At 51.5% G+C, this 24,405-nt stretch carries 22 protein-coding genes, 1 tRNA gene and 1 pseudogene; 9 read left to right on the top strand and 15 right to left on the bottom strand.

Translation table 11 applies throughout. From position 1 onward, the window contains the following. Nucleotides 1-26: 26 nt before the first annotated feature. From HPY30_18275 to HPY30_18300, 6 genes are all read right to left on the bottom strand, one after another. Entirely contained in the window at nt 27-437 is a 411-nt protein-coding gene (locus tag HPY30_18275) for a hypothetical protein (protein ID QYZ67764.1), read from the bottom strand. A gap of 261 nt (nt 438-698) precedes the next feature. Continuing rightward, nucleotides 699-1,394 carry a succinate dehydrogenase iron-sulfur subunit gene (locus HPY30_18280; protein ID QYZ68126.1) on the bottom strand — a complete coding sequence of 232 codons (696 nt, stop codon included), beginning with the start codon at nt 1,392-1,394 and terminating at the stop codon, nt 699-701. Nucleotides 1,395-1,424: 30 nt separating this feature from the next. Further along, nucleotides 1,425-3,188, bottom strand: coding sequence for a succinate dehydrogenase flavoprotein subunit (gene sdhA / locus HPY30_18285; GenBank protein ID QYZ67765.1), 1,764 nt, complete (start codon nt 3,186-3,188; stop codon nt 1,425-1,427). Continuing rightward, a complete protein-coding gene (gene sdhD, locus HPY30_18290; GenBank protein ID QYZ67766.1) occupies nt 3,185-3,529 on the bottom strand; it encodes a succinate dehydrogenase, hydrophobic membrane anchor protein in 345 nt (114 codons plus the stop codon). The genes sdhA and sdhD overlap by 4 nt, the downstream gene beginning before the upstream one ends. Next, entirely contained in the window at nt 3,526-3,903 is a 378-nt protein-coding gene (gene sdhC, locus HPY30_18295) for a succinate dehydrogenase, cytochrome b556 subunit (protein QYZ67767.1), read from the bottom strand. Before sdhC ends, sdhD begins: the two co-directional genes overlap by 4 nt. A gap of 105 nt (nt 3,904-4,008) precedes the next feature. Next, nucleotides 4,009-4,095: transfer RNA gene (locus HPY30_18300), tRNA-Leu, on the bottom strand. Nucleotides 4,096-4,501: 406 nt separating this feature from the next. Between HPY30_18300 and HPY30_18305 the strand changes: the two genes are divergently transcribed. After that, nucleotides 4,502-4,801, top strand: a complete 300-nt coding sequence (locus HPY30_18305) for an SWF/SNF helicase family protein (GenBank protein ID QYZ67768.1) — start codon at nt 4,502-4,504, stop codon at nt 4,799-4,801. Next, nucleotides 4,794-5,084, top strand: a complete 291-nt coding sequence (locus HPY30_18310) for a hypothetical protein (GenBank protein QYZ67769.1) — start codon at nt 4,794-4,796, stop codon at nt 5,082-5,084. The genes HPY30_18305 and HPY30_18310 overlap by 8 nt, the downstream gene beginning before the upstream one ends. Nucleotides 5,085-5,193: 109 nt before the next feature. Here HPY30_18310 and HPY30_18315 read toward each other — a convergent pair whose 3' ends face one another. Next, entirely contained in the window at nt 5,194-6,147 is a 954-nt protein-coding gene (locus HPY30_18315; GenBank protein ID QYZ67770.1) for a hypothetical protein, read from the bottom strand. 1,285 nt (nt 6,148-7,432) lie between these two features. On the opposite strand from HPY30_18315, the gene HPY30_18320 reads away from it, so the two are divergent. Continuing rightward, the gene (locus HPY30_18320; GenBank protein QYZ67771.1) at nt 7,433-8,275 is read left to right on the top strand and encodes a hypothetical protein; all 843 of its coding nucleotides are present in this window, start codon (nt 7,433-7,435) and stop codon (nt 8,273-8,275) included. A 141-nt stretch (nt 8,276-8,416) separates the two neighbouring features. On the opposite strand, the gene HPY30_18325 is transcribed toward HPY30_18320, so the two are convergent. The 3 genes and pseudogenes from HPY30_18325 to HPY30_18335 form a co-directional block, all read right to left on the bottom strand. Beyond that, nucleotides 8,417-9,217, bottom strand: a complete 801-nt coding sequence (locus tag HPY30_18325) for an ISL3 family transposase (GenBank protein ID QYZ67772.1) — start codon at nt 9,215-9,217, stop codon at nt 8,417-8,419. A 318-nt stretch (nt 9,218-9,535) separates the two neighbouring features. Next, a complete protein-coding gene (locus tag HPY30_18330) occupies nt 9,536-10,576 on the bottom strand; it encodes a metal-dependent hydrolase (GenBank protein QYZ67773.1) in 1,041 nt (346 codons plus the stop codon). Between the two features lie 127 nt (nt 10,577-10,703). Next, a pseudogene (locus HPY30_18335) lies at nt 10,704-11,228 on the bottom strand (TetR/AcrR family transcriptional regulator). Between the two features lie 201 nt (nt 11,229-11,429). Between HPY30_18335 and HPY30_18340 the strand changes: the two are divergent. The 3 genes from HPY30_18340 (at nt 11,430) to HPY30_18350 (ending at nt 13,867) form a co-directional block, all read left to right on the top strand. Beyond that, on the top strand, nt 11,430-12,371 hold the full coding sequence (locus HPY30_18340; GenBank protein ID QYZ67774.1) for a hypothetical protein: 942 nt from the start codon (nt 11,430-11,432) through the stop codon (nt 12,369-12,371). Between the two features lie 57 nt (nt 12,372-12,428). Continuing rightward, a complete protein-coding gene (amrS, locus tag HPY30_18345; GenBank protein QYZ67775.1) occupies nt 12,429-13,484 on the top strand; it encodes an AmmeMemoRadiSam system radical SAM enzyme in 1,056 nt (351 codons plus the stop codon). 95 nt (nt 13,485-13,579) lie between these two features. Continuing rightward, the gene (locus tag HPY30_18350) at nt 13,580-13,867 is read left to right on the top strand and encodes an oxidative damage protection protein (protein QYZ68127.1); all 288 of its coding nucleotides are present in this window, start codon (nt 13,580-13,582) and stop codon (nt 13,865-13,867) included. A gap of 14 nt (nt 13,868-13,881) precedes the next feature. Here HPY30_18350 and HPY30_18355 read toward each other — a convergent pair whose 3' ends face one another. Continuing rightward, nucleotides 13,882-15,036, bottom strand: coding sequence for an ATP-grasp domain-containing protein (locus tag HPY30_18355; GenBank protein QYZ67776.1), 1,155 nt, complete (start codon nt 15,034-15,036; stop codon nt 13,882-13,884). 98 nt (nt 15,037-15,134) lie between these two features. Then, complete coding sequence (locus HPY30_18360) at nt 15,135-15,512, bottom strand: iron-sulfur cluster assembly accessory protein (protein QYZ67777.1); 378 nt, start codon at nt 15,510-15,512, stop codon at nt 15,135-15,137. Between the two features lie 505 nt (nt 15,513-16,017). On the opposite strand from HPY30_18360, the gene HPY30_18365 reads away from it, so the two are divergent. Beyond that, the gene (locus HPY30_18365; GenBank protein ID QYZ67778.1) at nt 16,018-16,905 is read left to right on the top strand and encodes an MBL fold metallo-hydrolase; all 888 of its coding nucleotides are present in this window, start codon (nt 16,018-16,020) and stop codon (nt 16,903-16,905) included. A gap of 9 nt (nt 16,906-16,914) precedes the next feature. Here the strand turns inward: HPY30_18365 and acnA are convergent, their stop codons facing one another. Continuing rightward, the gene (acnA, locus tag HPY30_18370) at nt 16,915-19,617 is read right to left on the bottom strand and encodes an aconitate hydratase AcnA (protein QYZ67779.1); all 2,703 of its coding nucleotides are present in this window, start codon (nt 19,615-19,617) and stop codon (nt 16,915-16,917) included. Between the two features lie 141 nt (nt 19,618-19,758). Between acnA and fumC the strand changes: the two genes are divergently transcribed. Continuing rightward, complete coding sequence (fumC, locus tag HPY30_18375; GenBank protein ID QYZ67780.1) at nt 19,759-21,144, top strand: class II fumarate hydratase; 1,386 nt, start codon at nt 19,759-19,761, stop codon at nt 21,142-21,144. Nucleotides 21,145-21,318: 174 nt separating this feature from the next. Beyond that, nucleotides 21,319-21,825 carry a hypothetical protein gene (locus tag HPY30_18380; protein QYZ67781.1) on the top strand — a complete coding sequence of 169 codons (507 nt, stop codon included), beginning with the start codon at nt 21,319-21,321 and terminating at the stop codon, nt 21,823-21,825. A 75-nt stretch (nt 21,826-21,900) separates the two neighbouring features. On the opposite strand, the gene HPY30_18385 is transcribed toward HPY30_18380, so the two are convergent. Together HPY30_18385 and HPY30_18390 are read right to left on the bottom strand one after the other, a co-directional pair. Next, a complete protein-coding gene (locus HPY30_18385) occupies nt 21,901-22,638 on the bottom strand; it encodes an ATP-binding protein (GenBank protein ID QYZ68128.1) in 738 nt (245 codons plus the stop codon). A 14-nt stretch (nt 22,639-22,652) separates the two neighbouring features. Further along, a complete protein-coding gene (locus HPY30_18390; GenBank protein QYZ67782.1) occupies nt 22,653-24,197 on the bottom strand; it encodes an IS21 family transposase in 1,545 nt (514 codons plus the stop codon). Between the last annotated feature and the right edge of the window lie 208 nt (nt 24,198-24,405).

The raw sequence follows: 24,405 nt of genomic DNA on the forward strand, positions 1-24,405 counted from the left end.
CATATATGGTGCGCGTAGCGACCGCATTAATGACCACGTCCCCTGCCGCCACCGGAGCCACCACCGCTGCGTGAGCCATAACCACTCCCATACGCCTGGCTGGAACCTTGGCTGGAGCCTTGACCATAGCGATATTTATTACCGGAACCGTTGCCGCCACCCTGACCATAGCGATTCATCTTTCCACTACCCTCTCCCTGTTCGCCCGTTTCATTCATCTGACGAAACAGAGAGCGCTCTTCACTGTCCATTGACTGCATTCTGTTCTGCATCTCTGTACGATAACCTTCACGATCTTCATAGGACTGTTCCCGAACCTGTGATCGCATCTGTACCAATTCTTCATTGCTCATGTCTGCATAATCTGCCGCTTCGGCACTGATGGATCCTATCGTCAAAGCCACAATCCCTGCCACGGTATTCAAACTTTTTTTCATCTAAATTCTCCTCATATGGGTTCGCATGATGGCTTGATACTGTGTATAGACGCAATTCGCTACACACTCAATCCACGCTGTGCAGTATGAGAGCTAGCTGTTTCGCAATTATTTCGACGCACAGGAAAACTGTTTCAGATTGTTACAGTCATAAAATACAGGCGCCAAATGAGGGCAGGTCAGAACAACTCAGCATCGCGGGTCCTGCTCGTTGAAAACGATCCGGGGTTGCATCGAAAAATATAGAATGGCTAATAGTGCCTAAATCGATTTTTTCAACATCAGGTCACGAATATGCCCAATGGCGCGGGTGGGATTCAATCCCTTGGGACAGACATCGACACAATTCATAACGGTATGACAGCGAAACAGCCGGTATGGGCCATCCAGTGCATCGAGTCGATCACTCTCTGCCTGATCTCTGGAGTCAGCCAGGAAACGCCAAGCCTGCAATAAGGCAGCCGGGCCAAGAAATTTATCGGGATTCCACCAGAAGGAGGGACAGGATGTTGTGCAGCAACCACACAAAATACACTCATATAGCCCGTCAAGCCTGTCCCGCTCTTCCGGCATTTGCAGATTTTCAACCTCTGGCTCTGGATCTTGGCGGATCAGATAGGGTTTTACGGAACGATACTGTTTATAAAACCCCTGCATGTCCACTATAAGATCCCGAATAACCGGTACCCCTGGGAATGGCCTGACTTCAATCGGTTCTTTCAACTCAGCCAGTGGTGTAATGCAGGCAAGTCCATTTCGGCCGTTGATATTCATCCCATCCGAACCACAAACCCCTTCTCCGCAGGAGTGTCGGAAACTGAGCGTTTCATCCTGTGCTTTTAGCGCTAGCAGGGCATCACGCAACATCATGCCCGAAGGGACCTCAGCAAGTTCGAAATCCTGCATGTAGGGTTCCCTGTCTTGATCCGGATTGTAGCGGTAGATGCGGAAACGCATACGCTTACCCGAACGCTGCAAACAAAATGATCAATAGACGCGCTCCTTTGGCGGAAAACTATCAACTGATAACGGGCGGGTCCGGACGGGTTTGAAATCCAGGCGGTCCTCTTCAAGATAGTAGAGACTGTGCTTCATCCAATTGATGTCATCGCGATCAGGGTAGTCAACACGTGAATGTGCTCCACGACTCTCTTTTCGAGCTGCTGCAGACATCATGGTGGCCATTGCGATGTCCATCAGATTTTCCAGTTCCAGCGCTTCGATCCTGGCGGTATTGAATATCCTGCTGGTATCACGCAGCCGCACATCGGGAAGACGTTCGCGCAGACGCTTTAATTCAGTAACCCCTTGTTGCATCACATCCTCATTTCTGAAGACACCGCAGTGTTCCTCCATCACCCGCTTCAGGTCCTTACGCAGATTGTCGACAGTTTCACCTTCGCCGCGCAAATTCCAGCGCTGCAGTCGTGCCATCGCTTTCTCCACGCCTGCATCGTTCATCAGGCGATGATAGCGGTTCTCCTGCAAATACTCGATAATGCGGTTACCGGCAGAGCGTCCAAAGACCAGAATATCCAAAAGTGAGTTGCCACCTAGCCGGTTAGCCCCATGGATGGAAACGCAGGCACATTCACCGGCAGCATAAAGTCCGGGAATAACCTCCTCTGGTCCATTTCGCACCGGTACCACCACCTGTCCATATCGGTCGGAGGGAATCCCTCCCATGACGTAGTGCGCAGTAGGAAAGACCGGAATCGGTGCCTTGGCCGGGTCGATATGGAGAAATGTCCGGCTCAGATCCCGAATACCCGGTAGCCGCTTGTGAACAACCTCCTTTCCCAAGTGATCCACCTTGAGCAGCACATGATCCTTGTCAGGCCCACATCCCAGCCCTTCTCGTATCTCGGTGGAGATGGCACGGCTGACCACATCACGGCTGGCAAGATCCTTGGCATTAGGTGCATAGCGTTCCATAAACCGCTCACCCTCGCCATTGATCAGATAGCCTCCCTCGCCCCGCGCAGCCTCTGTGATCAACATTCCCTTACCGGCAATGCCTGTTGGATGAAACTGAAAAAACTCCATATCCTGCAATGGGATACCGGCACGCAGTGCCATCGCCATGCCGTCGCCGGTATTGATATGTGCATTGGTGTTGGTGCGAAACAATTGCCCACAGCCACCCGTGGCAATCAGTGTGGTCTTGGCCTCGATGAGCAGCGGCTCTCCAGTTGCGATCTCCAGCACCAGGGCACCAAGAATGACCCCTTCATCATCCTTTATCAGGTCAATCGCGAAGAACTCGTCAAAGAAATGGGTCTTGGCCCGAATGTTCTGTTGATAGAGTGAGTGAAGTATGGCGTGTCCCGTCCGGTCAGCCGCCGCACAGGTTCTGGAAGCCTGTCCCTCACCGAAATTCTGACTCTGTCCGCCGAAGGCCCGCTGATAGATACGGCCATTTTCAAGACGGGAGAATGGGACACCGAAGTGTTCCAGCTCATAAACAACCCTGGAGGCAGATCGGCACATATACTCGATAGCATCCTGATCACCCAGGTAATCACTGCCTTTGACCGTGTCATACATATGCCAATGCCAGTTGTCTGGAGAGACATTGGCCAAGGCGGCATTGACACCCCCCTGCGCAGCGACGGTGTGGGAGCGCGTGGGAAAAACCTTCGTCACGACGGCAACTCTCGCCTCAGCCTCCGCGAGTTGAAGTGAAGCCCGCAGACCAGCGCCCCCGGCACCCAGAATCAAGGTATCGAATCTTCTGCGGGGGAGTTTCATACCACACCTATTACGTTAAACAGGATACGTGCAGCCCAGGCTCCGCAGGCAACCAATCCCAGCCCAACCAGAACCAGCAGCCCTATCCGGGCAGGGAACGGTTGAACGTAGTCAATCACCACGTCCCTGATACCGATCCACCCATGCAGCAGGATTGCGAAAACGAACAGTAAGAGAGAAGTATTTACCCAGGGAGAACTAAGCAGCTCAACCCACTGCTGATAGTTCGTTACTGGGGAAAAGAACAAATACCCCAATGCAATCGGCACAAAGACCGCCAGATAGATAGCAGTAATGCGTTGGAATATCCAGGCTCGAAGCCCCGAGATACTTCGGCTCACAAAAGCACTCCCAAGAGGGAGGCCGAAGCAAAACCACTAAAAATCACCAGCCAGGCACTCCTACGGGCGACAACTCTATCCACACCAAGGTCCATATCAATCATGAGATAACGAATGCCTGCCAGCAGATGATGCAGCAAAATCCAAAGCATCAGAAACAGCAGTAGTTGAAAAGGCAAACTGTCGATCATGGCCAAAACCTGATGAAAACCCGCTTCATCGGATACGGACATCTCAAGCAGATAGATGCAAAAAGGAATCAACAGAAACATCACAATGCCAGTAGCCCGATGGGCAACGGACAAGAGAGCTGCAGCAGGCAGTTTGATCTGAAGCAGATTGAGAAATACGGGACGTTTAGTTTGCCGTGCCATTGCCTACTTCCGTGAGGAAACATATAAGAGCGTTTCCCGCAGTATAGACAAGTGTGGGCAGGTTGGAATGAGGAATTGATACTACCCAAATAGCGGGTAGAGGAATGGTGCCCGGAGCCGGAATCGAACCGGCACGACCCAAAGGTCGAGAGATTTTAAGTCTCTTGCGTCTACCAATTTCGCCATCCGGGCGGATGAGTGAGGCAGCAAATTACAAAAGACAATGGAGGCTTAGGTCGAAATCTGACCAAGATCCATGGCTTTGTAGGCTGCCTTATTTTTGTATATTTCAATAGGTTAAGTCGATTACCGCCCGCCTTGCCACTCCGCATAGTGATTTGGCGTTTGGAAACTGGCGACAAAGTACCATCGAAAACCCAAAAACGCCACAGCAACTGACACTGGCATGTAGTGAATGCCTATCAATCATTTGTTGCTTTCGGATCGTGAACCCTTACCAGGCCTTGTTCTAAGAAACCACATTGCATCGTCAACTGCTAGACACTGGCATGCAACTCCTTGATCTTATGCTCATCCTCCACCAGTTTCGACGTATGAGAGCTGCGCAAAGCACTTTAAGGCCAAGTGTCCTCATGCTATGAAATGCCTGGTAAAAGACCAAAGAGTCAATGGCGACCACAAGATCATTATATTTTCCGAATGGGCGCGCATGCTGCAGCTGGTCCGAGAGCAGGCTGGGAGATGGGGCTGGGACACGCCTGGCATACCAAAACACCATGAAGAGATCCGACGTTTCAAGGACGATCCCGATTGCCGGCTATTCCTCACCACCGACTCAGGCTCCGTAGGACTCAATCTTCAGGTGGCCGATGTAGTGATCAACCTGGATATGCCCTGGAATCCGGCAAAACTGGAACAACGCATCGCCCGTGCCTGACGTGCCGGTGGCCAAGCCAGCCGGGATGGTCCTCTTGAAAATCATTGCATGGACGGACCGTACCAGAGATATGCGCAGAAAGGACGCGATAGATATCGCCTGTCTTCTTTCGACCTACGAACTGATCCCAGAGGTCAGTAACGCGCTGTATGATAGCAAGAATACGGAAATCATGGAGACCCACGGTTGGGACATCACCCAAGCCTGCGCTTTCCTTTTGAGTCAACACACAGCAGGAGATCACCAGGCTGACCAATGGGGAATTGAGTCCGTTGAATCTTGATCGCCTTACTGAAGAGATGTGCGAACATATCAACATTCAGTATGAAAGGAACTGACTACTACTGGCGGCCTTCATGACCGCCTTCAAAAATTGAATAACAGGTCACCGCTCAAGATTCGTCATCATCACTTAATTTACTGGAGATCTGTCCAAGCTCATCGAAAACACCGGACGCCATGATAATTTTTTTCTTTTTCCTTAACTTTATTACCTTGGGATCAAAGTTCTCCATGATGTCCGCGTGCGCTTCATCCAGAAACGCAATAGTCAGGCCAGCTTCACGTTTAAGTAGAGTATCGGTTTCGGCAAGTGGCGTCAGGAGTGAGGCACAATCAGATAGATAATGTCTCCAACGGACACGCTGGAGGGACTCGGCGTTAGTAAAAATATAGGATCGGCTGGGGTCATCGTCCCAATTCTCTTCCTTCATATAGACGGCCGGCTCCCAAGAAGCAAGCTCCTCTCCCAAAATATCGCGCCGCTCATCCTGGTAAGCCCACCAGCGGCGCTTCAGTTCATCAAGTTGGCCTTCGAGACCATTGGCATCGGTGCGCATGTCCCACAAAAAACCACCACCTTGCCGTTTGCCGTTGCTCTCCCCTTCGATCAATTCACTGGGGATCAGGTTATCGATATGGCCATTAGCGGCTTCTTCGATCTCTCCCATCAGGTGCGTCGTCAGCGAGGTTACCGTAGCGTAATATAACTGACCGTCGATCAGAAGGCGGATCCACCAGCCATGAGATATACCGTAGTAGCGCGAGCCTGCGTACTCTGAAAAGTCCCGAAATCTGGCGTGCTCCTGGAACAGATAGTCAGCATAGTCATATTCATAGAGCGTGGAGACATCCAGGATGCTGGTGCCGTCTTCCATGGATTCGTTCAGGTAGATGTGGTCTTCCCCTATACCACTAGTGAGTAGCATGGCCCAGTTGAGCGAATAAAGGTCAGAGATGGAAACAGCCTCCCAGGCATCGTTGGCCTCCTGTTCCGAATGGCACTCGATCCCGCGCAAGCTGGCCAGAAGTAAGTGCCGAATGCGATATATCACATCATCGCCCATCGTGGCTCGAAATATCTCCTGTTGCTCATGAGACCAGGAATAAAAGGTGGGATCTGCAGCGATTAAGGCTCTACGAGCTGCGGCTACTATATCGGATTTGCGGTAAGGGTGTGACATAAGGTGAACTCAACAACAATCCACCAAATATAGGAGAGAGCAACTTTGGCCGCATCGAGCACTGGTGCACATCTTAGACTTACCCTGGTAACTTACAATTGCAACATCGTCTGAAGATGCCAGCCCAAATTACTACAAATTAGACGACATATTACTGAAAAGGTCTACACCTATGGTTATCATGTGACGACTTCGGCCAATCTTTAAGATAGTTTGATCGAAAGCGCCAAGGCGTAACGACGGCGGAGCACTGTTATTCTTCAACATTAGTGCCAAACAACTGTTGGCCCCCTCGATACCAGCTACCGTGTAGCCACAACGACCAAGCAAAGAAGAAAGCCCACTCCAATCCTTGGAGCGGGCCTTCGAGAGGTCGGCACCTTCCCTGGTGCCTGGCCAGCCGTCATCCATGAGCCTGACCTTAATACAAGGGGGTGCATCCTTGCGCCCATCCGATCTTTATCGGCTGTCCTTGCTGGGAATTAATATACTATCCCGCATCGAGAAAACGCATCAGCAATATCCTTCCTATCTGTAGGAATTGTCTGAAAAGCCGTGTTTTAGGCAATGTGGCCACACCGCCCTGCCTATCTACATTATGTTGATAAGGGGCGCTCTACTTCAGCCCACAAACAGGTAATGGCCCTGCTGTATCAAATATTGGCGCTGAAAGTCTGGCGTGAAGCCCTGCCCCCGGTACCACTTCGCCACATCATTTCAAGCTTGATGCTGGCGATAAAGCTTCGTCCATCGCCACTCTAACCATGCGCCTAACAGAGACTGCGCACCTTTGCTTCACTCTCCATTGCACGCAGCCAAGCATAAAATTCCTACTCTCTACTTATCCAACTCCCTTTCGACTGTTGCCGCGTGAATAGTAATTCGCCAGGAACAAGTTATACGGAGAATACTGATTCATTCCGTATAACTTGCAATCTGAATCAGTGAGTTATGATTGAGCAGAGCGAAGCGAATTATACCGCCCATTCTGGATTGCACTGTCCCATGTCATCTTCTTGAGCTCATTATTTGCGCTTTAACTTTTTTCTGTCTGATCGGTTGCAAGGTTGGCTGCTTGGGTGAATGCCTGCATAGTCCGTTGGCGAAGATTGAGCTTACCTCCGGTATTTTCCCAGACGAAATTGGCAGCAAACTTTGACACTACGGTATGGGATACAAAAAGCACGGCAAACATCTGACCTTGATCCCATTCACTCTTCGAAAGACCGATGAACAGCTGGTTGACGTCTCCAAAGTTCAAAAAGGGAAAGAATGCGGCTGTGTGTGCCCATCGTGCCATGCACCATTGATCGCACGGAAGGGGGAGATCAATCAATGGCACTTTGCCCATGCATTACGGGGATTTGAAGGGAATAAGGTTGAGCAATGCGAGTACTCTTTCTACCTCTCGGTTGCACTAATGGCCAAACAGCTGTTCCAAAAATGTGATTCCATCAGGTTACCAGATTACATCCATGCCCATTCCGTGTACAGCCGTTACTCCCATCAAGTGTACAAACGCTCCATAAAACTTACCAAAGGGCGCAGAATTTCGCCAGAGTACTGGCTGGCAGATCATAGACTCAATGGGATAACAGTGGACGCAGTGTGCCAAATTGCAGGGGTAAAACTCGGAATCATTCTGAAACGTCCAGATAAAAAGGTCCTGATCAATGCAGCAAATTTTGAGGGTAAACGGGTCGGGGTTGTCCAGGTTGATCTGTTGGAGACACTGCGTATTTTCCGAAACATAACGCTAAGTCGGAAAGTGGGTGGTTTTCAACAGGCGCTCAGACATTTTCTATTTGACCGAATAGACAATAAGCAGTGGATTTACTACCCACGCCAGGAGATCCGCATTGTAGTGATGCAACAGGAACTATCGGCACAGATTGATAAAGATGAGGCCAAAATCAAAGCAAATAAAGCAAAGACACAGATAAAGATGCATACGGAATCTGTATTTGATGGCGGCACATTGACTGAAGCACACCCATCCGATTCAATATAAATACCAAGGAAGCCACCCAAGCCGGAAGTTAACCTCGGGGAACCTGTCCGGTATGAATGCGTGCTCTGTGAAGAGACCTGGACTGGCACAGAAAGAGGGGTCAATCCCTGTCCGAAATGTCACAGTCACCTGTACAGGAGGTCATTGAGAGATTGACCGGTAGAGCATCAGATAGCGCGCCATGCCGCTAGCGCTGTTTCCTCGATGTGCGCTTGAATGGCCCAAGCACGAGCTGTTTTCAGTGTGCTGTCGCGCAATACCTTGAACCGACCCTTCTTGTTTGCGCGTAATGTTCTCAGGGTTGTAGAGCCAGTCATACTTGCTTCCTTTGAGGTCTTGATAGCCTTCTGCGATCAATGCCTTGTGTTCTTCGCGGCGAACTTTGTCTACGGCTTCACCGAGATATTTGGCAACATGGAATTTATCAAAGGCGATTTTCTCCTCAGCTTCAGGTAGGCTTTCCAGTGTGGCATTGATAAAGGCTGGCCACATATCCATGGAAACACTCTCTATCGCCTCTCGCAGTTCTTCTGTCAGACTGTCATACCACGCCTTGAGTGTCGCCTTCTTGCGGTCACTACCAACGTGTAGCAATGTTCCTACCTCTTGGTCTGATACAACTGTCACGTAATCATGGCGCTTCTTGAAAGCCGTTTCATCAACGCCAATATGCGTCGGGTAGATCTCTTCTCTGCGAGCCAGTCCTCGCTCAACCGATCGCTGCATGATCCCATCTATGGCATTCCAGCTCAGCCCCATCAATCGGGAAACCGCAGAGATGGATGCCTCTTTCAACCAATCAATCACCAGCGCCTCAAACATTGCCGTAAAGCCAGAGCCAGGTTCGGCCCAGGGAACTGACATTGTGACCACACCATGCTCTTCGCACTTCACTCTGGGAACATCCGCCACCAGAATGATCTTGTACTGACAGCTATCCAAGTGTCTCCAGCGGCGTTTGCATGAATCATAGCCTGGTGAGATCTGTCAGCAGGTTGGGCAACACAGCTTGGCTCCTTCCTCCTGCTCTACGTGGACCGTTACCTCACCTTCTGACACAGCCAGCTCTACTCTGCTAACCTGCAGGGACTCTTGATACCCAAAATCTGGGCGTATAGATCTTTCTCTCTCATAGTGGATTACGCTAACCTGCCCACCTGATCAGGGGAAGAGCCGAAAAGTATAGCAGTAAATATCAATCACACAGAGGCATGGAAAGGTAGAAATCAGAGTAATATCGAAAAGAACATCAGGTACCGTTCATACATCAGGAACCTGCCTGACAACCTGCCACTCCCCTCCCGCCATTCGGCACATTCCATAACGAAACGGCGGCGGTATCAGCGGCAGCATATAACGGGAATCGGCAAACCAGGCACAAAACCGCTCTTCTTCCTGACTGACACCGTAGAGGAGAGGGATCTGTGCAAACCGGCGATAGCGGGAAAATTCTTCCTGCGCCCATGCCTGACGTACCAGTGCTTGTATATTGGGCTCATCCCCATAACGGGTCTCCTGTTGCCACACTAACTGCGTTAAAGGACGGTAGGCTGCAACGAGTCTGGACAGTACCCCTGCACGTTCATTTACATCCACCATGAGATCGAAAGAGAAAAGATCTGCATATGCGATGTGGTACCTATCGCTTTCATTCACAATAAGTTTCCAGTGGGCAGGTGAGAACGGCTGCGGAAGAACCGTTATTTTGGCCTCTCTGAAACCCTCCTGTGTGCTGTATGTTTTGGCAATCTGGTATGCCTGATGCTGCAGCAGGCCCTGCAGCCCAAGATAAAGGATCATGACGGCTACTCCTAATCGTGCAAACCTTTCCGATCTACAGTAGACCTTAGATGCCAGCCCCATAACCACAATACCGGTAAACAGGGGATCAATCACAAACGTCGTCGCGAGCACTGCCCGGTAATCGGACAGGGGCCAAAAAATCTGTGTCCCCCAGGGAGTGATAATGTCAGTAAGGATATGAGAAGTCAGAGCAATAGCGGCGATCGCAGTGTAGAGCCCCCGATGCTGTAATTGGCCGCCAAAAGCAGCAAACAACCAGCCCAACAGGAGCGCCCACACTGGCAGCATTAAAAATGAGTGGGTTGGCCCCCGGTGCCAATCTGTTATAAACGAAAGTGGATCGAACAATATTCCAACGTAATCAATGTCTGGAAAGGCTGCTGCCAGACAGGTAACTGTCAAGAGACGCGCCCGGCTGGGCAGGGATAGCGCCAGCGGCTTAAGTAGCCCCGTTTGGATTGCGAGTACACCGACAAGGGTGTGGGTGATGGTGTCCATCTATCAGTTGAAAGTATACTGGCAGCCACACCACCTTCTAGCCCACACTCTTGGAGAGTTCGGGAGTCGGCGGATGCTCTTTGGGAGTGAACCATTTGAGTCTGTTGATCAGGCTTTCTGCACGAAGCAGCTGTCGTTCAAGAAAGACTTGGGTTCTTTTCGACTCAAAAGAATCATCACCTAACCAGTAGATGAAAGTAGCAACATAAAGAGAGGTTAATCCTACCTCCTCAGAGATCCTGCAGAAGTGGGTTGTGTTACTCATGATAGCCTCACGCATCCATTGAACCGTTCGGCTGATTCGCAACAAGCCCAAAACCTGCAAATGGATATGTGCAGGCTCCAATTTATAGAGCAGCATGTCGCCGGTTACTTTTCTATACGGCGCCAAGCTGCTCAACCAAGCCATGTAGACCTGCTTTATACGTTCACGGATCGGGTATTGTTGCAATTGCCCGCTGGATGCGAAAAGAAGCATGGCTTGATCAGCTCGATCAAACCAGGCATCCACCAGATCATCTTTCTGTGGGTAGTATTGCCGAATATCGTCTAGAGAGATCTCCAGTGCTTCGGCAATCTCATACAGCCGTAGCGTCTCCCACGACTTGTAGCCTGCAAGCTCCAGGGCTTTATCAAGAATTAACTGGGAAATGTCTGCATGGTTATTCATGCATCGGGTTACCTGAGTCGGAAAAACAACCACTAAATCTCTTTTAAGCTCATAATATCAAACACTTCATCTCCTCCCATCGTCTATGCGGATGAAATGTATCTATTGATAACGAAAGTATAGTTCAAGAAAAAAACCTCCAAGGTCCCTAAAACCCTATGTTGAACAGCTAATTACCTACAAATGACGGGGTATCTGCCATGTCCATGGCGGATTAAACAAAGATTCTCTAAGCTAACCATTATGTTAACGATACTTTTTATCGGTTCATTAAGTATCCAGTCACTGGTTACTCTGAAGGCGCTACTCAACTCCGGCCACAGTGTAGGAGTAATCGCCATAGCAGATTCCGCTGTGGGATTGAAAAAAGCATCTCTATCTACCCGGCCCTATATTCCGGTTTTATTGAAACATGCGAATGACTCCATCCTGAGTGTGGCCACAATACACGGCATCCCTGTGATACTCCTGGATCGCCAAGATACCGGAGAACGTTTACAACCCTATGCTTTGGATGTAGGAATCGTCTCCTGCTTTCCACACCAGTTGCAAAACAGCCTACTACAAATTCCAAGATTGGGTTGCTATAACCTGCACCCTTCCCTGCTGCCGCAATACCGTGGCCCATCACCCCTTTTCTGGCAATTCAGAAATGGCGAATCGAAAATAGGGATAACTTTGCACAGAATGGTTCAGCTAATTGATGCCGGCCCTATTGTTGCCTGGGAGCAGGTGCCGGTGATTGACGGCATCTCCGAAACAGATCTGAAACGATTGTGCGCAACCGTTGGCAACGCATTGATTCAAACGCTGTTACAACAGTTGGAGTCGGGGAGCTTATGCCTGACCACCCAGGATGAGCAACAGGCAAGCTGTCACAGCTGGCCTGGGGAAGAGGATTTCCATATCACAACGGAGTGGTCGGCAAGGCGGGTCCACAATTTCATCTGTGGTACCCGGCATTGGGGGAATCCATATATCCTGCAACTCGGCAGACATCGTTTCTCAATTGTCTCAACGGAAGGGTTCTCCCGGCACACCCTGCCGGATAAAGACTACAAAGTGGACGGCATTTGGCTAAAGTTCAACTGCTATGATGGTTGTGTAACGGCACGAATTTGCTGATTGATCAACTCAGAAATCCAATGATTCACCACCATCAGCAGTAATGGACAGTGAATAATGCACAGCAATGCACCTGAACTCTACCGACTGATAGAGACAGTTCTACAGGAGAGACTGGACAATGGCACAACCCGCTGCCACCTCTGCCCCTGGCGTTGCAAGATCAGCCATGGCCAGCGCGGCTTTTGTCAAGCCCATGTCAATCGAAACGGCACCCTCTACAATCTCTCCTACGGCATCCTCTCCGCCATCCATGTCAATCCGATAGAAGAGAAACCGGTACGACATTACCGGCCGGGCACCCAGGTCCTGTCAGTCGGCAGCTACGGCTGCAGTTTTCGTTGTGGCGGCTGCCATAACCTGGATATCTCCTGGGGCGTGACCGCGCTGGAAGACCTGGCCCGGGGCGAATCAACAGCCGCCTATGTTCGGCCCGAAGAGCTGGTCGGTATCGCCCTTCGACAGGGGGTTCAGGGCATCGCCTTCACCTATTCCGAACCGGCAGTCTGGCTGGAATATGTAATCGACGTATGTGAGCAAGCCCATCAGGCTGGTCTCTACACCGTCTACGTCTCGAACAGTTTCGTCACAGAAGAGGCGCTGGAGCTGGTTGCACCCCATCTCGACGTGCTCTGTTCCGACGTCAAGAGCCTGCACGATGACTTTTACCATGCCATCTGCCCTACCGCCAAGGTCAGCGAGATCCTCGCCACGATCGAGAGGGCGCAGGAACTGGGTATCCACGTCGAGACCCGCTCCAACCTGATCCCTGGCAGAAACGATGACCCTGATGAGTTGTATCGAATCGCCTGCTGGGTGCGGGAACACCTGGGCGAGACCAGCCCCTGGCATATCACCAAATTCTTTCCTGCCTACAAGCTCAGCCATCTGCCGGAAACCCCGAATAAAACCCTGTGGTCAGCCTATGAACAGGCCCAGCGTGCCGGGCTGAAAAATGTCTATGTCTACCCTGACAAGGGCTGCGACTGCGCAACAGAGAATCGTCCTCTAGACGACTATCTGGAGGGAGATGTGGGCGATCTCCAGACTGTGAAAAAATGCAGCGCAAACTGCTGCGGTAGTGAAGGTGTATTGTTGAGAAAATATGAGTGAAGCCACACACAATTCATAATTGAGAGAGCATTTTGAAACTGTCACTGTTATTTAATTTTTCAAGGATTCAGAATTTCTTTACGAGAACTGACAATATGCCAAAAATGGTCGACTGTGTTGTCCTGAAGCGACCTTCAGAGAGCCTCGACAAGCCACCGCACCCGGGAGAACTGGGGCAGCGTGTTTATCAGCACGTCTCCAAAGAAGGTTGGAAGAAATGGCTGGAGCGTCTCACCACGATCATTAATGAAAACGGCTTGAGCACTGCCGATCCAAAGGATATACGCTTGATCGAAAGGCACATGGTGGGTTTTCTGTTTGGAGAAGGTGATATGGGTCAACTGCCCGCGGGATTTCGGGCCGGTGGTGGTGGTAAAAAATAGTAAACAGTGGAACCTCAGCTGATACGCCAAACAGGATCGATCTTGAAACTGAGTATCTCATGTGCCTGAAGCAGTGCAGCTTCAGCCTGTTCAGGTGTATCGGCCTTGGAAAAGATAAATCCCAGATAGCTGGAACCTTCAGGCAGCGCCACCAGCTCATGCCCGACTGGAGCGATAATTCTGACCTCCTCCACATATCGAACCGCCTGAGCCACATCCACCCCGTTAAACTCTCTTAACATACCGGACCCTGGAATTGGGATCATCAATACGCCCGCCGCCCCTTTAATATGGACATCAGGCAATGGAAGACCCACTGCATTGGCAATCACCAAGCTCTCCAGAGCCTGGCCGGAAGCTATAGTGAAGAGATGCCCACATTCGCCACCAATCGTGCGGACCGCCACTTCCAGAATCCAAGCCTCATCTTCGCTGACTCGCAGCTCTGCATGTACAGGCCCCTCAACCAGTTCATAGGCTTCACAAGCTGAGGTAACACGTTCAAGAATACGATGCTGCACATCAGAGCTAAGGCGTGAGGGGGTGGTGTAATAGGTCTCTTCAAAAAATGGTCCCACCATAGGATCAGGTTTATCGAACAGCGCCAGCACACTGAGTTTGCCCTGGCAAAGAAAGCCCTCCAGAGCCACTTCGAAGCCGTCGATGTAGGCCTCGACCAGCAGATGGGAACGTTCGAAAAGATCTGCTTGGTTTGCGATGAGCGGGCGGATGCGTTCACAGGCGGTAAGAAACTCCGGCAGGTTGTTCGCGCGAATAACACCCCGACTGGCTGATAGATTGAGGGGTTTGATCACACAGGGGAAGGGGAAACCTTCGATCTGGGTTACCAGATCATCAGCCAAAGAGATCAGTTGGTGCTGGGGAACCGGAATACCCGCTTGCCTCAGACAATTCCTGGCCAGGTCTTTGCGTCGTGCAAGCCGGGATGAGTGGACAGAATTAAAGCTTAAACCCAATTTGCTTGCAGTCAGCGCTGCCAACTCCACGGCTGCGTCATCGGTCGCAATAACTCCATTATAAGAGACAGACCTTGCTGCACTGCAGATTACATCAAGTGCCTCTCCAGGATCATTCAAGTCGATATGTAACCCTTCTGCCAACTCACGTACCAAGGAATGTTTACCAGGTGAGGCTATATCAATAGCCACTCCCATTTCCCTGGCAGCGTTAAGGTAGGCACTAATACGATAACTCTGAGAAGGTGCAATCAGCAAAATCCGCGGTCGCGGGGCACGACTAATAACAATCAGGCACAACCTCCTCCAGCAGCACCGCAAGCGCCGCAGACACCGGAACCACCTGTCTGCGAAAAGACATTGTTAAATACAAAACTCTTATTTAAACCCTCATGTTTGTAGTCAATTTCCACACCTTCCAGATAATTAAGTGCAACCGCATCCACATAAACATTCATTCCATTGCATTCCAAAACACAATCAAACTCTGTTGGCGTTTCAACAAACGTCATGCCATAAGTCATACCATCACAATCTCCACCTGCGACAAAGATACGGATGCCACTGATATCCGATTCAGCATTTATCAGTTGAAGCAGCTTCATCTCTGCAATCTGTGAAATTCTTACCGCGTCAGTTATTGTGTGATTAAACTGTTCGTTCTGCATTGCATGTTCCCAGCATTTTACATATTCCTGTGGAAACTGTGAGGTTAAAGTCGCCAAACTCACTCATATGTTGTTAGTAATAAAGCAATTTTCGAAAAGGTGTGGCTGAAATCACAATTATGCCGCTTGGCGCCCACTCTGACTATCAATAGGGCGACGGCGATCCCTACCCGTCCTGCGGTTAGTTCCCGGTGACCTTACAACTGCTGGGGATTGTGTTACGGAAAAGGCATGCCAATAGTGATATAGCATCAAGCTGAGCATGACGAGACCGCCGACAATCAGGAAAAGCACAAATAACGCAGGGAATAGCATCAGGATGCCTGCAAATATCTGTTCCATAATTCATCCCTCCTGACCCTTCGTTAGTAAAAGCAATTCTTGCCTCTCTCTGGAATTTTGACACTAACTGCCTTTGTTAGTGCCCAGCGCACCGAACATTAGGCATAATGCGGATGTCCAAACATTGATAAGGCGCATGCATCACTCGATGAGGAGATTAGCAATGGCCATGCAGGCAAAACGCCGTGCATCAAATGTAGTCGGTGACTTCTATGTAGACACCAGCTGTATCGACTGCGGCACATGCCGCTGGGTAGCTCCCGAAAGCTTTGATGTCAGCGGCAGTAAATCCCGTGTCTATTACCAGCCGGAAAATGATGCACAGAATCACCGAGCCTGCATGGCACTTCTGGCTTGCCCTGTCGGTGCCATTGGCAGTCATAAAACACACAATTTTAAAGCGGCGCAAACAGCATTCCCCGATCTAATCGAGGCCAACGTGTTTCATTGCGGCTACCATTCAAGAAAGAGCTATGGTGCTACCAGTTACTTGATTCAGCGTAAGGAGGGAAATCTACTGGTTGATTCACCACGCTTTATCCCTTCACTCATATCGCAACTCGAAGCATTAGGTGGTATCCGCTATTTTTTTCTCAGCCATATTGATGACGTGGCCGATCATTCGATGTTTGCCCGGCATTTCGGCTGTGATCGCATTCTTCACCAGGACGATGTCAATATCGAAACAGATGAAGTTGAGATCCAACCTCAGGGAGAGACACCGTTAGCCCTCGATAATGACCTGCTGCTGATTCCCACTCCCGGCCACACCAAGGGGTCGTGCTGCCTGCTATACCAAGAGAGATATCTTTTCACCGGCGATCACTTGTGGTGGAATCCTGGTAGCCACTGCCTGAGCGCTTCACCGTATTATTGCTGGTACAGCTGGGAACACCAGATCGCATCCATGGAGTTACTGGCAAAATACCGATTTTCCTGGGTGTTGCCAGGCCACGGACAACGCATTCAGTTATCGGAGAAGAAGATGAAGGATGCACTACAGCAATGTATTGACTGGATGAAGAGAAGAAAAATGCAGCGTGTTGTATAACCTGATGTCTCAGCTCGAGAACAGTCCGCGCAATACGTAAGGGAGAATGCCGCCGTTGCAATAGTAGTCGACCTCGATTGGCGTATCGATCCGCATCAACAAGCTACATTGGCTGGTGTGACCGTCGGCGTGCCGGATGTGGAGTGTGACGTTCTTTCCTGGTGCAATGCCATCTTCGGTGCCGACAACGTCGAATATTTCGTCGCCACGCAGTCCGAGTGAAGCGGCACTATCCTGACCCTTGAACTGCAGTGGCAGTACACCCATACCGACCAGATTGGATCGGTGAATGCGTTCGAAACCTTTCGCCACCACGGCCTTAACCCCGAGCAAACGTGTCCCCTTGGCCGCCCAGTCTCGACTCGACCCGGTACCGTATTCCTCTCCCGAAAAGATCAGGGTCGGCGTACCGGCAAGCTGATAATCCATCGCCGCATCGTAGATGAAGCGCTCTACACCATCGGGCTGAGTCAAGGTGAGTCCACCTTCAACCGGCCGTCCATCCATCCCCGGCGGCAGCATTAAGTTGCGGATTCGTACATTGGCAAAGGTGCCGCGCATCATCACTTCGTGGTTGCCCCGGCGCGAACCGTAGCTGTTAAAGTCATCGGGCGTCACACCCAACCCGCGCAGGTAGATGCCCGCCGGCGAATCACCCTTAATCGAACCTGCCGGACTGATATGATCGGTTGTCACAGAATCTCCAAAGATGGCTAACGCGCGCGCGCCACGAATGCTCACAAGGGGGGGTGGTTCCAGCGCGAAATCGTCGAAGAATGGAGGGCGTGCAATGTAGGTGGAAGGGTCCCAAACGTAAATCTCACCGGTCACTGCAGCGATATCCTCCCAAAGCGGATTGTCCCGCGCGAAGTCCTTGTACAGACGGCGATAGGTTTCTGGATCGGTCGCCTGTCTCAGCGCAATCCCGACTTCCTCCTGGCTGGGCCAGATCTCATGCAGATAGACGGGTACCCCATTGTTGTCGAAGGCGAGAGGATCATTGGAGAGATCTATACCTATTCTGCCTGCCAGCGCAAACGCTACGACCAGCGGCGGGCTCATCAGGAAGTTCGCCTTGATGCCGGCGTGAATGCGAGCCTCGAAGTTGCGGTTACCGGACAATACCGAGGCGCAGATCAGATCCTGCTCCGATACCAAACGCTCGATCTCCGGATCAAGCGGGCCTGCGTTTCCAATGCAGGTGGTACAACCGTAGGCCACTACGCGGAAACCCAGTTGTTCTAGTGGTGCAAGCAACCCGGCTTGGCCGAGGTACTCGCTCACCACGCGCGATCCAGGTGCGAGCGAAGTCTTTACTTGCGACGGCACACGCAAGCCACGAGCCACTGCCTTCTGCGCGAGCAGGCCAGCCGCCAGCATTACACCAGGATTTGAGGTGTTGGTGCAGGATGTGATCGCTGCAATCAGAATGTCTCCATGGCCAACGTCGCCGCCGCTGGATAGCGCATAACGTGCCGCGTGGGATTGATTCGCCTTTCCGTATCCTCCGTCGGCCGTCGGTTTGCTTAGTAATTCCGCAAAGTGTCGCTTCAGTTCCGGCATGACGATCCGGTCCTGCGGCCGCTTCGGACCGGCCACGCAGGGTACTACGCTGGCGAGATCCAACTCCAGCACGTTACTGTAGTTGATCTCGCCCGCACGGGGCATGCCAAAGAGCTGCTGCGCCTGAAAGTAGCTGCAAAAGGCATCCACCTCCTCATCGCTACGACCGGTAGCTGAGAGATAGTTAACAGTCTCTTCATCGGGTGGAAAAAAACCGATTGTTGCACCGTACTCAGGCGTCATGTTGGCGATCGTCGCCCGGTCTGGCAGCGTGAGCGAGGCCGCACCCTCGCCGAAGAATTCAACGAATTTACCCACCACCTTAGCCTTGCGCAGTGCCTCGGTAACGACCAGCACCAGGTCGGTTGCTGTCACGCCCTCGCCCAAACGGCCCGAGAGGTGAACACCAACCACATCGGGCGTGAGGATGTAAACTGGCTGGCCTAGCATGCCGGCCTCGGCCTCGATTCCGCCCACGCCCCAACCCACGACGCCCAGCGCGTTGATCATTGTGGTGTGCGAATCGGTGCCGACGAGCATGTCTGGAAAATACACACCGTCGCGATGATTGACACCCTTTGTGAGATATTCCAGATTGACCTGGTGCACAATACCGACACCGGGAGGTACGACGCGAAAAGTGTCGAATGCCTGCATGCCCCACTTGATAAAACGGTAGCGTTCGGCATTGCGGCGAAACTCTAACCGCATGTTCAGGTCCAGTGCATTGGACTCGCGAAAGTGGTCGACCTGCACTGAGTGATCCACCACCAGATCTACCGGCACCAGCGGTTCGATAATGCGCGGGTTCTTGCCGAAGCGCACCGCCACGTCGCGCATCGCGGCAAGATCGCAGAGCAGAGGCACGCCGGTGAAGTCTTGTAACACGATGCGCGCCACTACAAAGGGAATCTCCTCCGTACGTGCCGCTTGCGGCTGCCAATTAGCCAGCTGATGCACATGATCCTCGGTGATCCGCTTCCCATCGAAATTACGCAGCAATGATTCGAGCACGATACGTAATGATACTGGCAGGCGCGACACCTTACCGACGCCGGTAGCCTCCAGAGCGGGCAACGAGTAAAAATGGCCGCTCCGCCCGGAGGCGAAGCCAAACTCACGAAGCGTCTCTTGTTGACCGAGTGGCATAACTGCCCCTTCTGTGCTGACGACGAGAGTGTTCAGTCGCTTTGTTCGATTGCGTTCGAATCCGCATCGCCGAAGAAAGACTACACTGAAACTAGACCTCGGGACGGCGCCGAAGTTCAGCCACACGGCGAGAGAGTTGCCATGACTGCTGCCATCAGGATAGAACACGATTCGTTCGGCGATGTTGAAGTATCGGCCGAAGCGCTTTGGGGGGCGCAGACCCAGCGCTCACTCGTTCAATTCCGCATCTCGACCGAACGCATGCCGGTAGCACTGCTAATGGCGCTGGCGCGGATCAAGCGCATCTGCTCATTGGTCAATGGCGAGCTTGGCCAACTTGACGAGAAGGTGGCTGCTGCAATTGCGCAGGCAGCCGATGAGGTGTTGGTCGGCGCCCATTCAGATGCGTTTCCGCTCGTAGTATGGCAGACCGGCTCCGGGACCCAGACCAACATGAACATGAACGAGGTGCTGGCTAACCGGGCTTCTGAACTCCTGGGTAGCGGACGTGGTGTTGCACGCTGCGTGCATCCGAACGACCACGTCAATCTCGGCCAGTCCTCCAATGACATCTTCCCGACTGCCATGCATGTTGCAGCCGTGTACAGCCTTACCCAGAACCTACGACCCGCGCTGCGCACACTACAGACAACACTCGCCGGGAAATCTACCGCATTCGCCGACATCGTCAAGATTGGCCGTACCCATCTGCAGGATGCCACGCCGTTGACGTTGGGGCAGGAAATATCGGGCTGGGTGGCACAGCTTGAACATGCCGATCAGGCGATCGTTGCAAGCCTCAGCGCATTATATGAACTGGCTGTTGGCGGTACTGCGGTAGGCACCGGCCTCAATACGCATCCGCAGTTCGGCGAGCGTGTCGCCGACAGGCTTGGACAGGAAACAGGGTTCCCCTTCCGCTGCGCTGCTAACCGCTTTGCCGCACAGGCGGCGCATGATCCGCTGGTGAATGCACACGGGACACTCAAGACGCTTGCGGTGGCGTTGATGAAGATCGCTAACGACATCCGCTGGCTCGCCTCCGGACCACGCTGCGGATTCGGCGAGCTACGCCTGCCGGAAAATGAGCCGGGCAGTTCAATCATGCCGGGCAAGGTAAACCCGACGCAATGCGAGGCGCTCACCATGGTGTGCTGCCAGGTGCTGGGTAACGATGTCGCGCTATCAGTAGGCGGCGCATCGGGGAATTTCGAGCTCAACGTTTTCAAGCCGCTGATCGCCTACAATTTCTTGCAGAGTGTGCGCCTGCTGGCGGACGCAATGACAAGTTTCGAAACGTACTGCGGGCGAGGCATCGAGCCCAATCACACGCGTATTGCCCAGCTGCTTGCACACTCATTAATGCTGGTGACAGCACTGAGCCCGCATATCGGTTACGAACATGCAGCGGCAATTGCCAATCACGCCTATGCGAACGATATCTCTTTGCGCGAGGCGGCGCTGGCGCTCGGTTACGTTACCGAAGCGCAGTTCGACGAATGGGTACAGCCTGAAAGAATGGTTTAGTGCCTGTGCTGTTTTTATACGGAGACTTGTTTGCACACATCTGCGTATGGCGTTGCTTGGGCGGCCTGGCTGGTTAACGTAAAAAATTGCACTCTTCAATGATTGCAAGAACGAGTCGCAGAGCAAGCTGTCCAAAAGCTTGAATACCTAACTTATCTGGACTCTGTAGATGGGATGGTGTCAATGGAGAGTGTCTTTCGTAAACGAGGCTTTCTCCCCGTATCTGATCCCTTGACAGCCTTTCCACCAGGCAGTCAATGGGCGATGCTGGATGAGCTCGGCAAGAACCTTCCCAGCCTGTTGCAGAGCCCTGATTTCCGTGACTCCGCACGTCGCTTCAATATCCCCTTTTGGGATGAGCAAAAGACGAGTGTCCTGGACCAGCCGGCACTGCGACTCTATTATCTCCGGCTGGGTTTCCTCGCCTCCGCCTATATCAATCAGATCGGTCAGCCCCCTGCAACCATACTGGCTGGTAATATAGCCCGGCCCCTCTGTCATGCCTGTGCATTACTGGGGCGTCCCCCAATTCTCAGCTACGACGGATATGCCCTCTATAACTGGAAAAGGTTGGATATACAGGCGCCAATCGAACTGGGCAATATCGACACTATTCAAAACTTCGTCCCTCTTTATGACGAACACTGGTTCATTGCATATTCTGGCGAACGTGAACGCTGATTCTGGTGATCGTGAACACCCAACCTAACCACACATAGGGCTCGGTGTATTTTTACTTCAAGTGTTCACGATCAGTCAAGTTATGGCTTGCCGCTTCCGTAAAGATTCGCCTTTCAGCGTGATCCGGTGGGCGTTATGCATGAGCCGATCCAGAATGGCATCAGCCAACGTATTATCACCGATGGACTGATACCATTGATTCGTTGGCAACTGGCTGAGGATGGCCGTTGATGTGCTGCCATTTCGGTCATCCATTATTTCCATGAGATCATTTCGCTGTGCAGCGTTGAGCGGCTCCAGTCCCCAGTCATCAAGGATGAGCAAGTCGAGCCTGGCCAGTGTTTGCAGTGCTTTGCTGTAACTGCCATCGGCTTTTGTTTGTGCGAGTTCCAGCAGCAACCGGGATAGTCGATAGTATTTGACCCGGTAACCTTTCATGCAGGCAGCATAAGCCAGCGCACAGGCAATGTAAGTCTTTCCGCTGCCACAAGGACCGGTCAGCAGCAGATTTTGGTTTTTATTGATCCAGTCACATTGCAGTAGACTGGCCACCAGGGATTTCTTCAGCCCTCTGGGATGCTGGTAATCAACGTCTTGAGGGTTGGCTGCTATTTTGAGCTTGGCCGCTTTTAATAAACGCTGTTGCTTGCGATGCTCCCGGTCATTGAGTTCATTATCTGCCAGTATTTGCAGGCGCTCCTCGAAGGACAGGCCCTCGTAAGTGCCAGGCTGCTCCTGCTGAGTTACCAGTGCGTTGGCCATGCCACTGAGCTTGAGTTGTCGTAACTGTGTAATGGTTTGATCTAACATTATGGTTTCCTTTGGGTTTAGTGGAAGCTCTTCGGGCCACGGATGTTTTCATGTGACTGGGGTAATAAAGAGAGCTGCTCTTTTGATGCCGGCAGCAGTTGATCCTGATTGCTTTGCAGGATGGATTTGATCTGCTTTAAGCGATAAAGCTGGTGATGATTGGCAATCGCACATGCTTTATTCAGCCGGTCAGGTTCGTATTTTCTGGATAGATTCAGCAGACCCAGGCAGACACGGTATGCCTGCTGCTCATGTTGCTTTTGAGCCAGTATGCTTTTTACCCAGATGAGAACCTCATCACCCAGATCCTTGGCCCAGTTCATCAACCGTCCAGCAGACCATTGATGATGTTTCTCATGTTTTTTGGGCATGTGGTCAGGAACGGTGGTCATGCCATGGCAGTATTTTCGTACATGGCTGGTCACCCGCTTGTTGTGGAAGAAGATCTCTACCAGTTTGTCTTTGGTATGGATTTCCAACTGCTCACCAACCAGCTGATGGGGCACAGAGTACAGATGCTTTTCATACTGCACATGGTAATCCACGTTGACCTTCACCTTTTTAATATAGGTATATTCATAGGTGTGCTTCGGCAATGGAGACAGAGCAGTCTTGTCGATTGACTGGAACCATTCCTGACGTGAACCTTCCAGTTGTTTAAAAGGTTTTTTGTTAACGTCAGCCAACAAGGCAACGATACATTGGTTCAACTCGGCCAGGGAGAAGAAGGTATGGTGGCGTAAGCGAGCCAGTATCCAGCGTTCGATGATTTGCACACCCACTTCTGCCTTGGCTTTATCCTGTGGCTTTCTGGGGCGAGCCGGCATAATGGCGGTACCGTAATGTGCACCCAGTTGTTCGTAACTGGGGTTGAGGTCCGGATCGTGACGGCAGGCTTTGGTAACGCCGCTTTTTAAGTTATCCGGAACCACTAATTTTGGAACACCACCGATAAAAGCGAATGCTCTTGCATGACTGGCCAGCCAGTCTGGCAAGCCCTGTGTCCAGGTAGCTTCTGCAAAGGTGTAATTGGAGGCGCCTAGTACCGCGACAAAGATCTGGGCAAAGCGCACTTCACCGGTATCACCTTGAACAATTGGTACGGTCTGGCCTGCATAATCCACGAACAGTTTGTCACCGGCCTTATGGGTCTGGCGCATGGAGCGTTTTTGTTTTTTTAGCCACTCACTGTATAAGTGGCAATACTGCGGATAGCTGTAACTGCGGTTGGGGTATTGCTGGGCATATTCTTCCCAGAGCAGGTGCTTGGTGACATGTTTAAAATGCAGTTCCTTATAAACATCTTTCCAGTCTGGCAACTGTAACGATCCAGAGGTTCGTGTGTCTGATTCAGGATAAATGGCATTGGCTAACTGGCGATCATCCAGTTTTTCGATAGCCTCCCAGTCCAATCCCAGTTCATGAGCTTTGCAGGTGATTTTTTGCACTGCACCCAGGCTGAGGCGCAGACTGTCCCGGATTTGCCGCATGCTGAGCTGGGCAGACAACCGGAGTCTTAATATCTCTCTTAATTTACGCATTGATAGTCTCTTTGTTGGCATCGCCTTCCCCGGTCAAAACGGGCAAGGTTAGCAAGGCTTTATCAATGTGTGGAAAGGGTTTCTGGCATCGTGAACGGTGATTCTGGTGAAATGCCAAAAGCGTTCACGATCAATCAGAATGAGTGTTCACGTTCGTCCAGAATAGGTGTTCACGATGGATCAGAATCAGTGTTCATGATGGGCCAGAATATGCAGGTTCATCCTGGCA

Source organism: Gammaproteobacteria bacterium (ex Lamellibrachia satsuma), assembly GCA_019623805.1.
Classification (GTDB): Bacteria; Pseudomonadota; Gammaproteobacteria; order Chromatiales; family Chromatiaceae; genus QGON01.

Bases quoted from the DNA above. Each gene is read 5' to 3' on its own strand.
- HPY30_18275 (QYZ67764.1), bottom strand. From the start codon at position 437: ATGAAAAAAAGTTTGAATACCGTGGCAGGGATTGTGGCTTTGACGATA.
- HPY30_18280 (QYZ68126.1), bottom strand. From the start codon at position 1,394: ATGCGTTTCCGCATCTACCGCTACAATCCGGATCAAGACAGGGAACCC.
- sdhA (QYZ67765.1), bottom strand. From the start codon at position 3,188: ATGAAACTCCCCCGCAGAAGATTCGATACCTTGATTCTGGGTGCCGGG.
- sdhC (QYZ67767.1), bottom strand. From the start codon at position 3,903: ATGGCACGGCAAACTAAACGTCCCGTATTTCTCAATCTGCTTCAGATC.
- HPY30_18305 (QYZ67768.1), top strand. From the start codon at position 4,502: ATGAAATGCCTGGTAAAAGACCAAAGAGTCAATGGCGACCACAAGATC.
- HPY30_18315 (QYZ67770.1), bottom strand. From the start codon at position 6,147: ATGGGCGATGATGTGATATATCGCATTCGGCACTTACTTCTGGCCAGC.
- HPY30_18320 (QYZ67771.1), top strand. From the start codon at position 7,433: ATGGGATACAAAAAGCACGGCAAACATCTGACCTTGATCCCATTCACT.
- HPY30_18330 (QYZ67773.1), bottom strand. From the start codon at position 10,576: ATGGACACCATCACCCACACCCTTGTCGGTGTACTCGCAATCCAAACG.
- HPY30_18340 (QYZ67774.1), top strand. From the start codon at position 11,430: ATGACGGGGTATCTGCCATGTCCATGGCGGATTAAACAAAGATTCTCT.
- amrS (QYZ67775.1), top strand. From the start codon at position 12,429: ATGCACAGCAATGCACCTGAACTCTACCGACTGATAGAGACAGTTCTA.
- HPY30_18350 (QYZ68127.1), top strand. From the start codon at position 13,580: ATGCCAAAAATGGTCGACTGTGTTGTCCTGAAGCGACCTTCAGAGAGC.
- HPY30_18360 (QYZ67777.1), bottom strand. From the start codon at position 15,512: ATGCAGAACGAACAGTTTAATCACACAATAACTGACGCGGTAAGAATT.
- HPY30_18365 (QYZ67778.1), top strand. From the start codon at position 16,018: ATGGCCATGCAGGCAAAACGCCGTGCATCAAATGTAGTCGGTGACTTC.
- acnA (QYZ67779.1), bottom strand. From the start codon at position 19,617: ATGCCACTCGGTCAACAAGAGACGCTTCGTGAGTTTGGCTTCGCCTCC.
- fumC (QYZ67780.1), top strand. From the start codon at position 19,759: ATGACTGCTGCCATCAGGATAGAACACGATTCGTTCGGCGATGTTGAA.
- HPY30_18380 (QYZ67781.1), top strand. From the start codon at position 21,319: ATGGTGTCAATGGAGAGTGTCTTTCGTAAACGAGGCTTTCTCCCCGTA.
- HPY30_18390 (QYZ67782.1), bottom strand. From the start codon at position 24,197: ATGCCAACAAAGAGACTATCAATGCGTAAATTAAGAGAGATATTAAGA.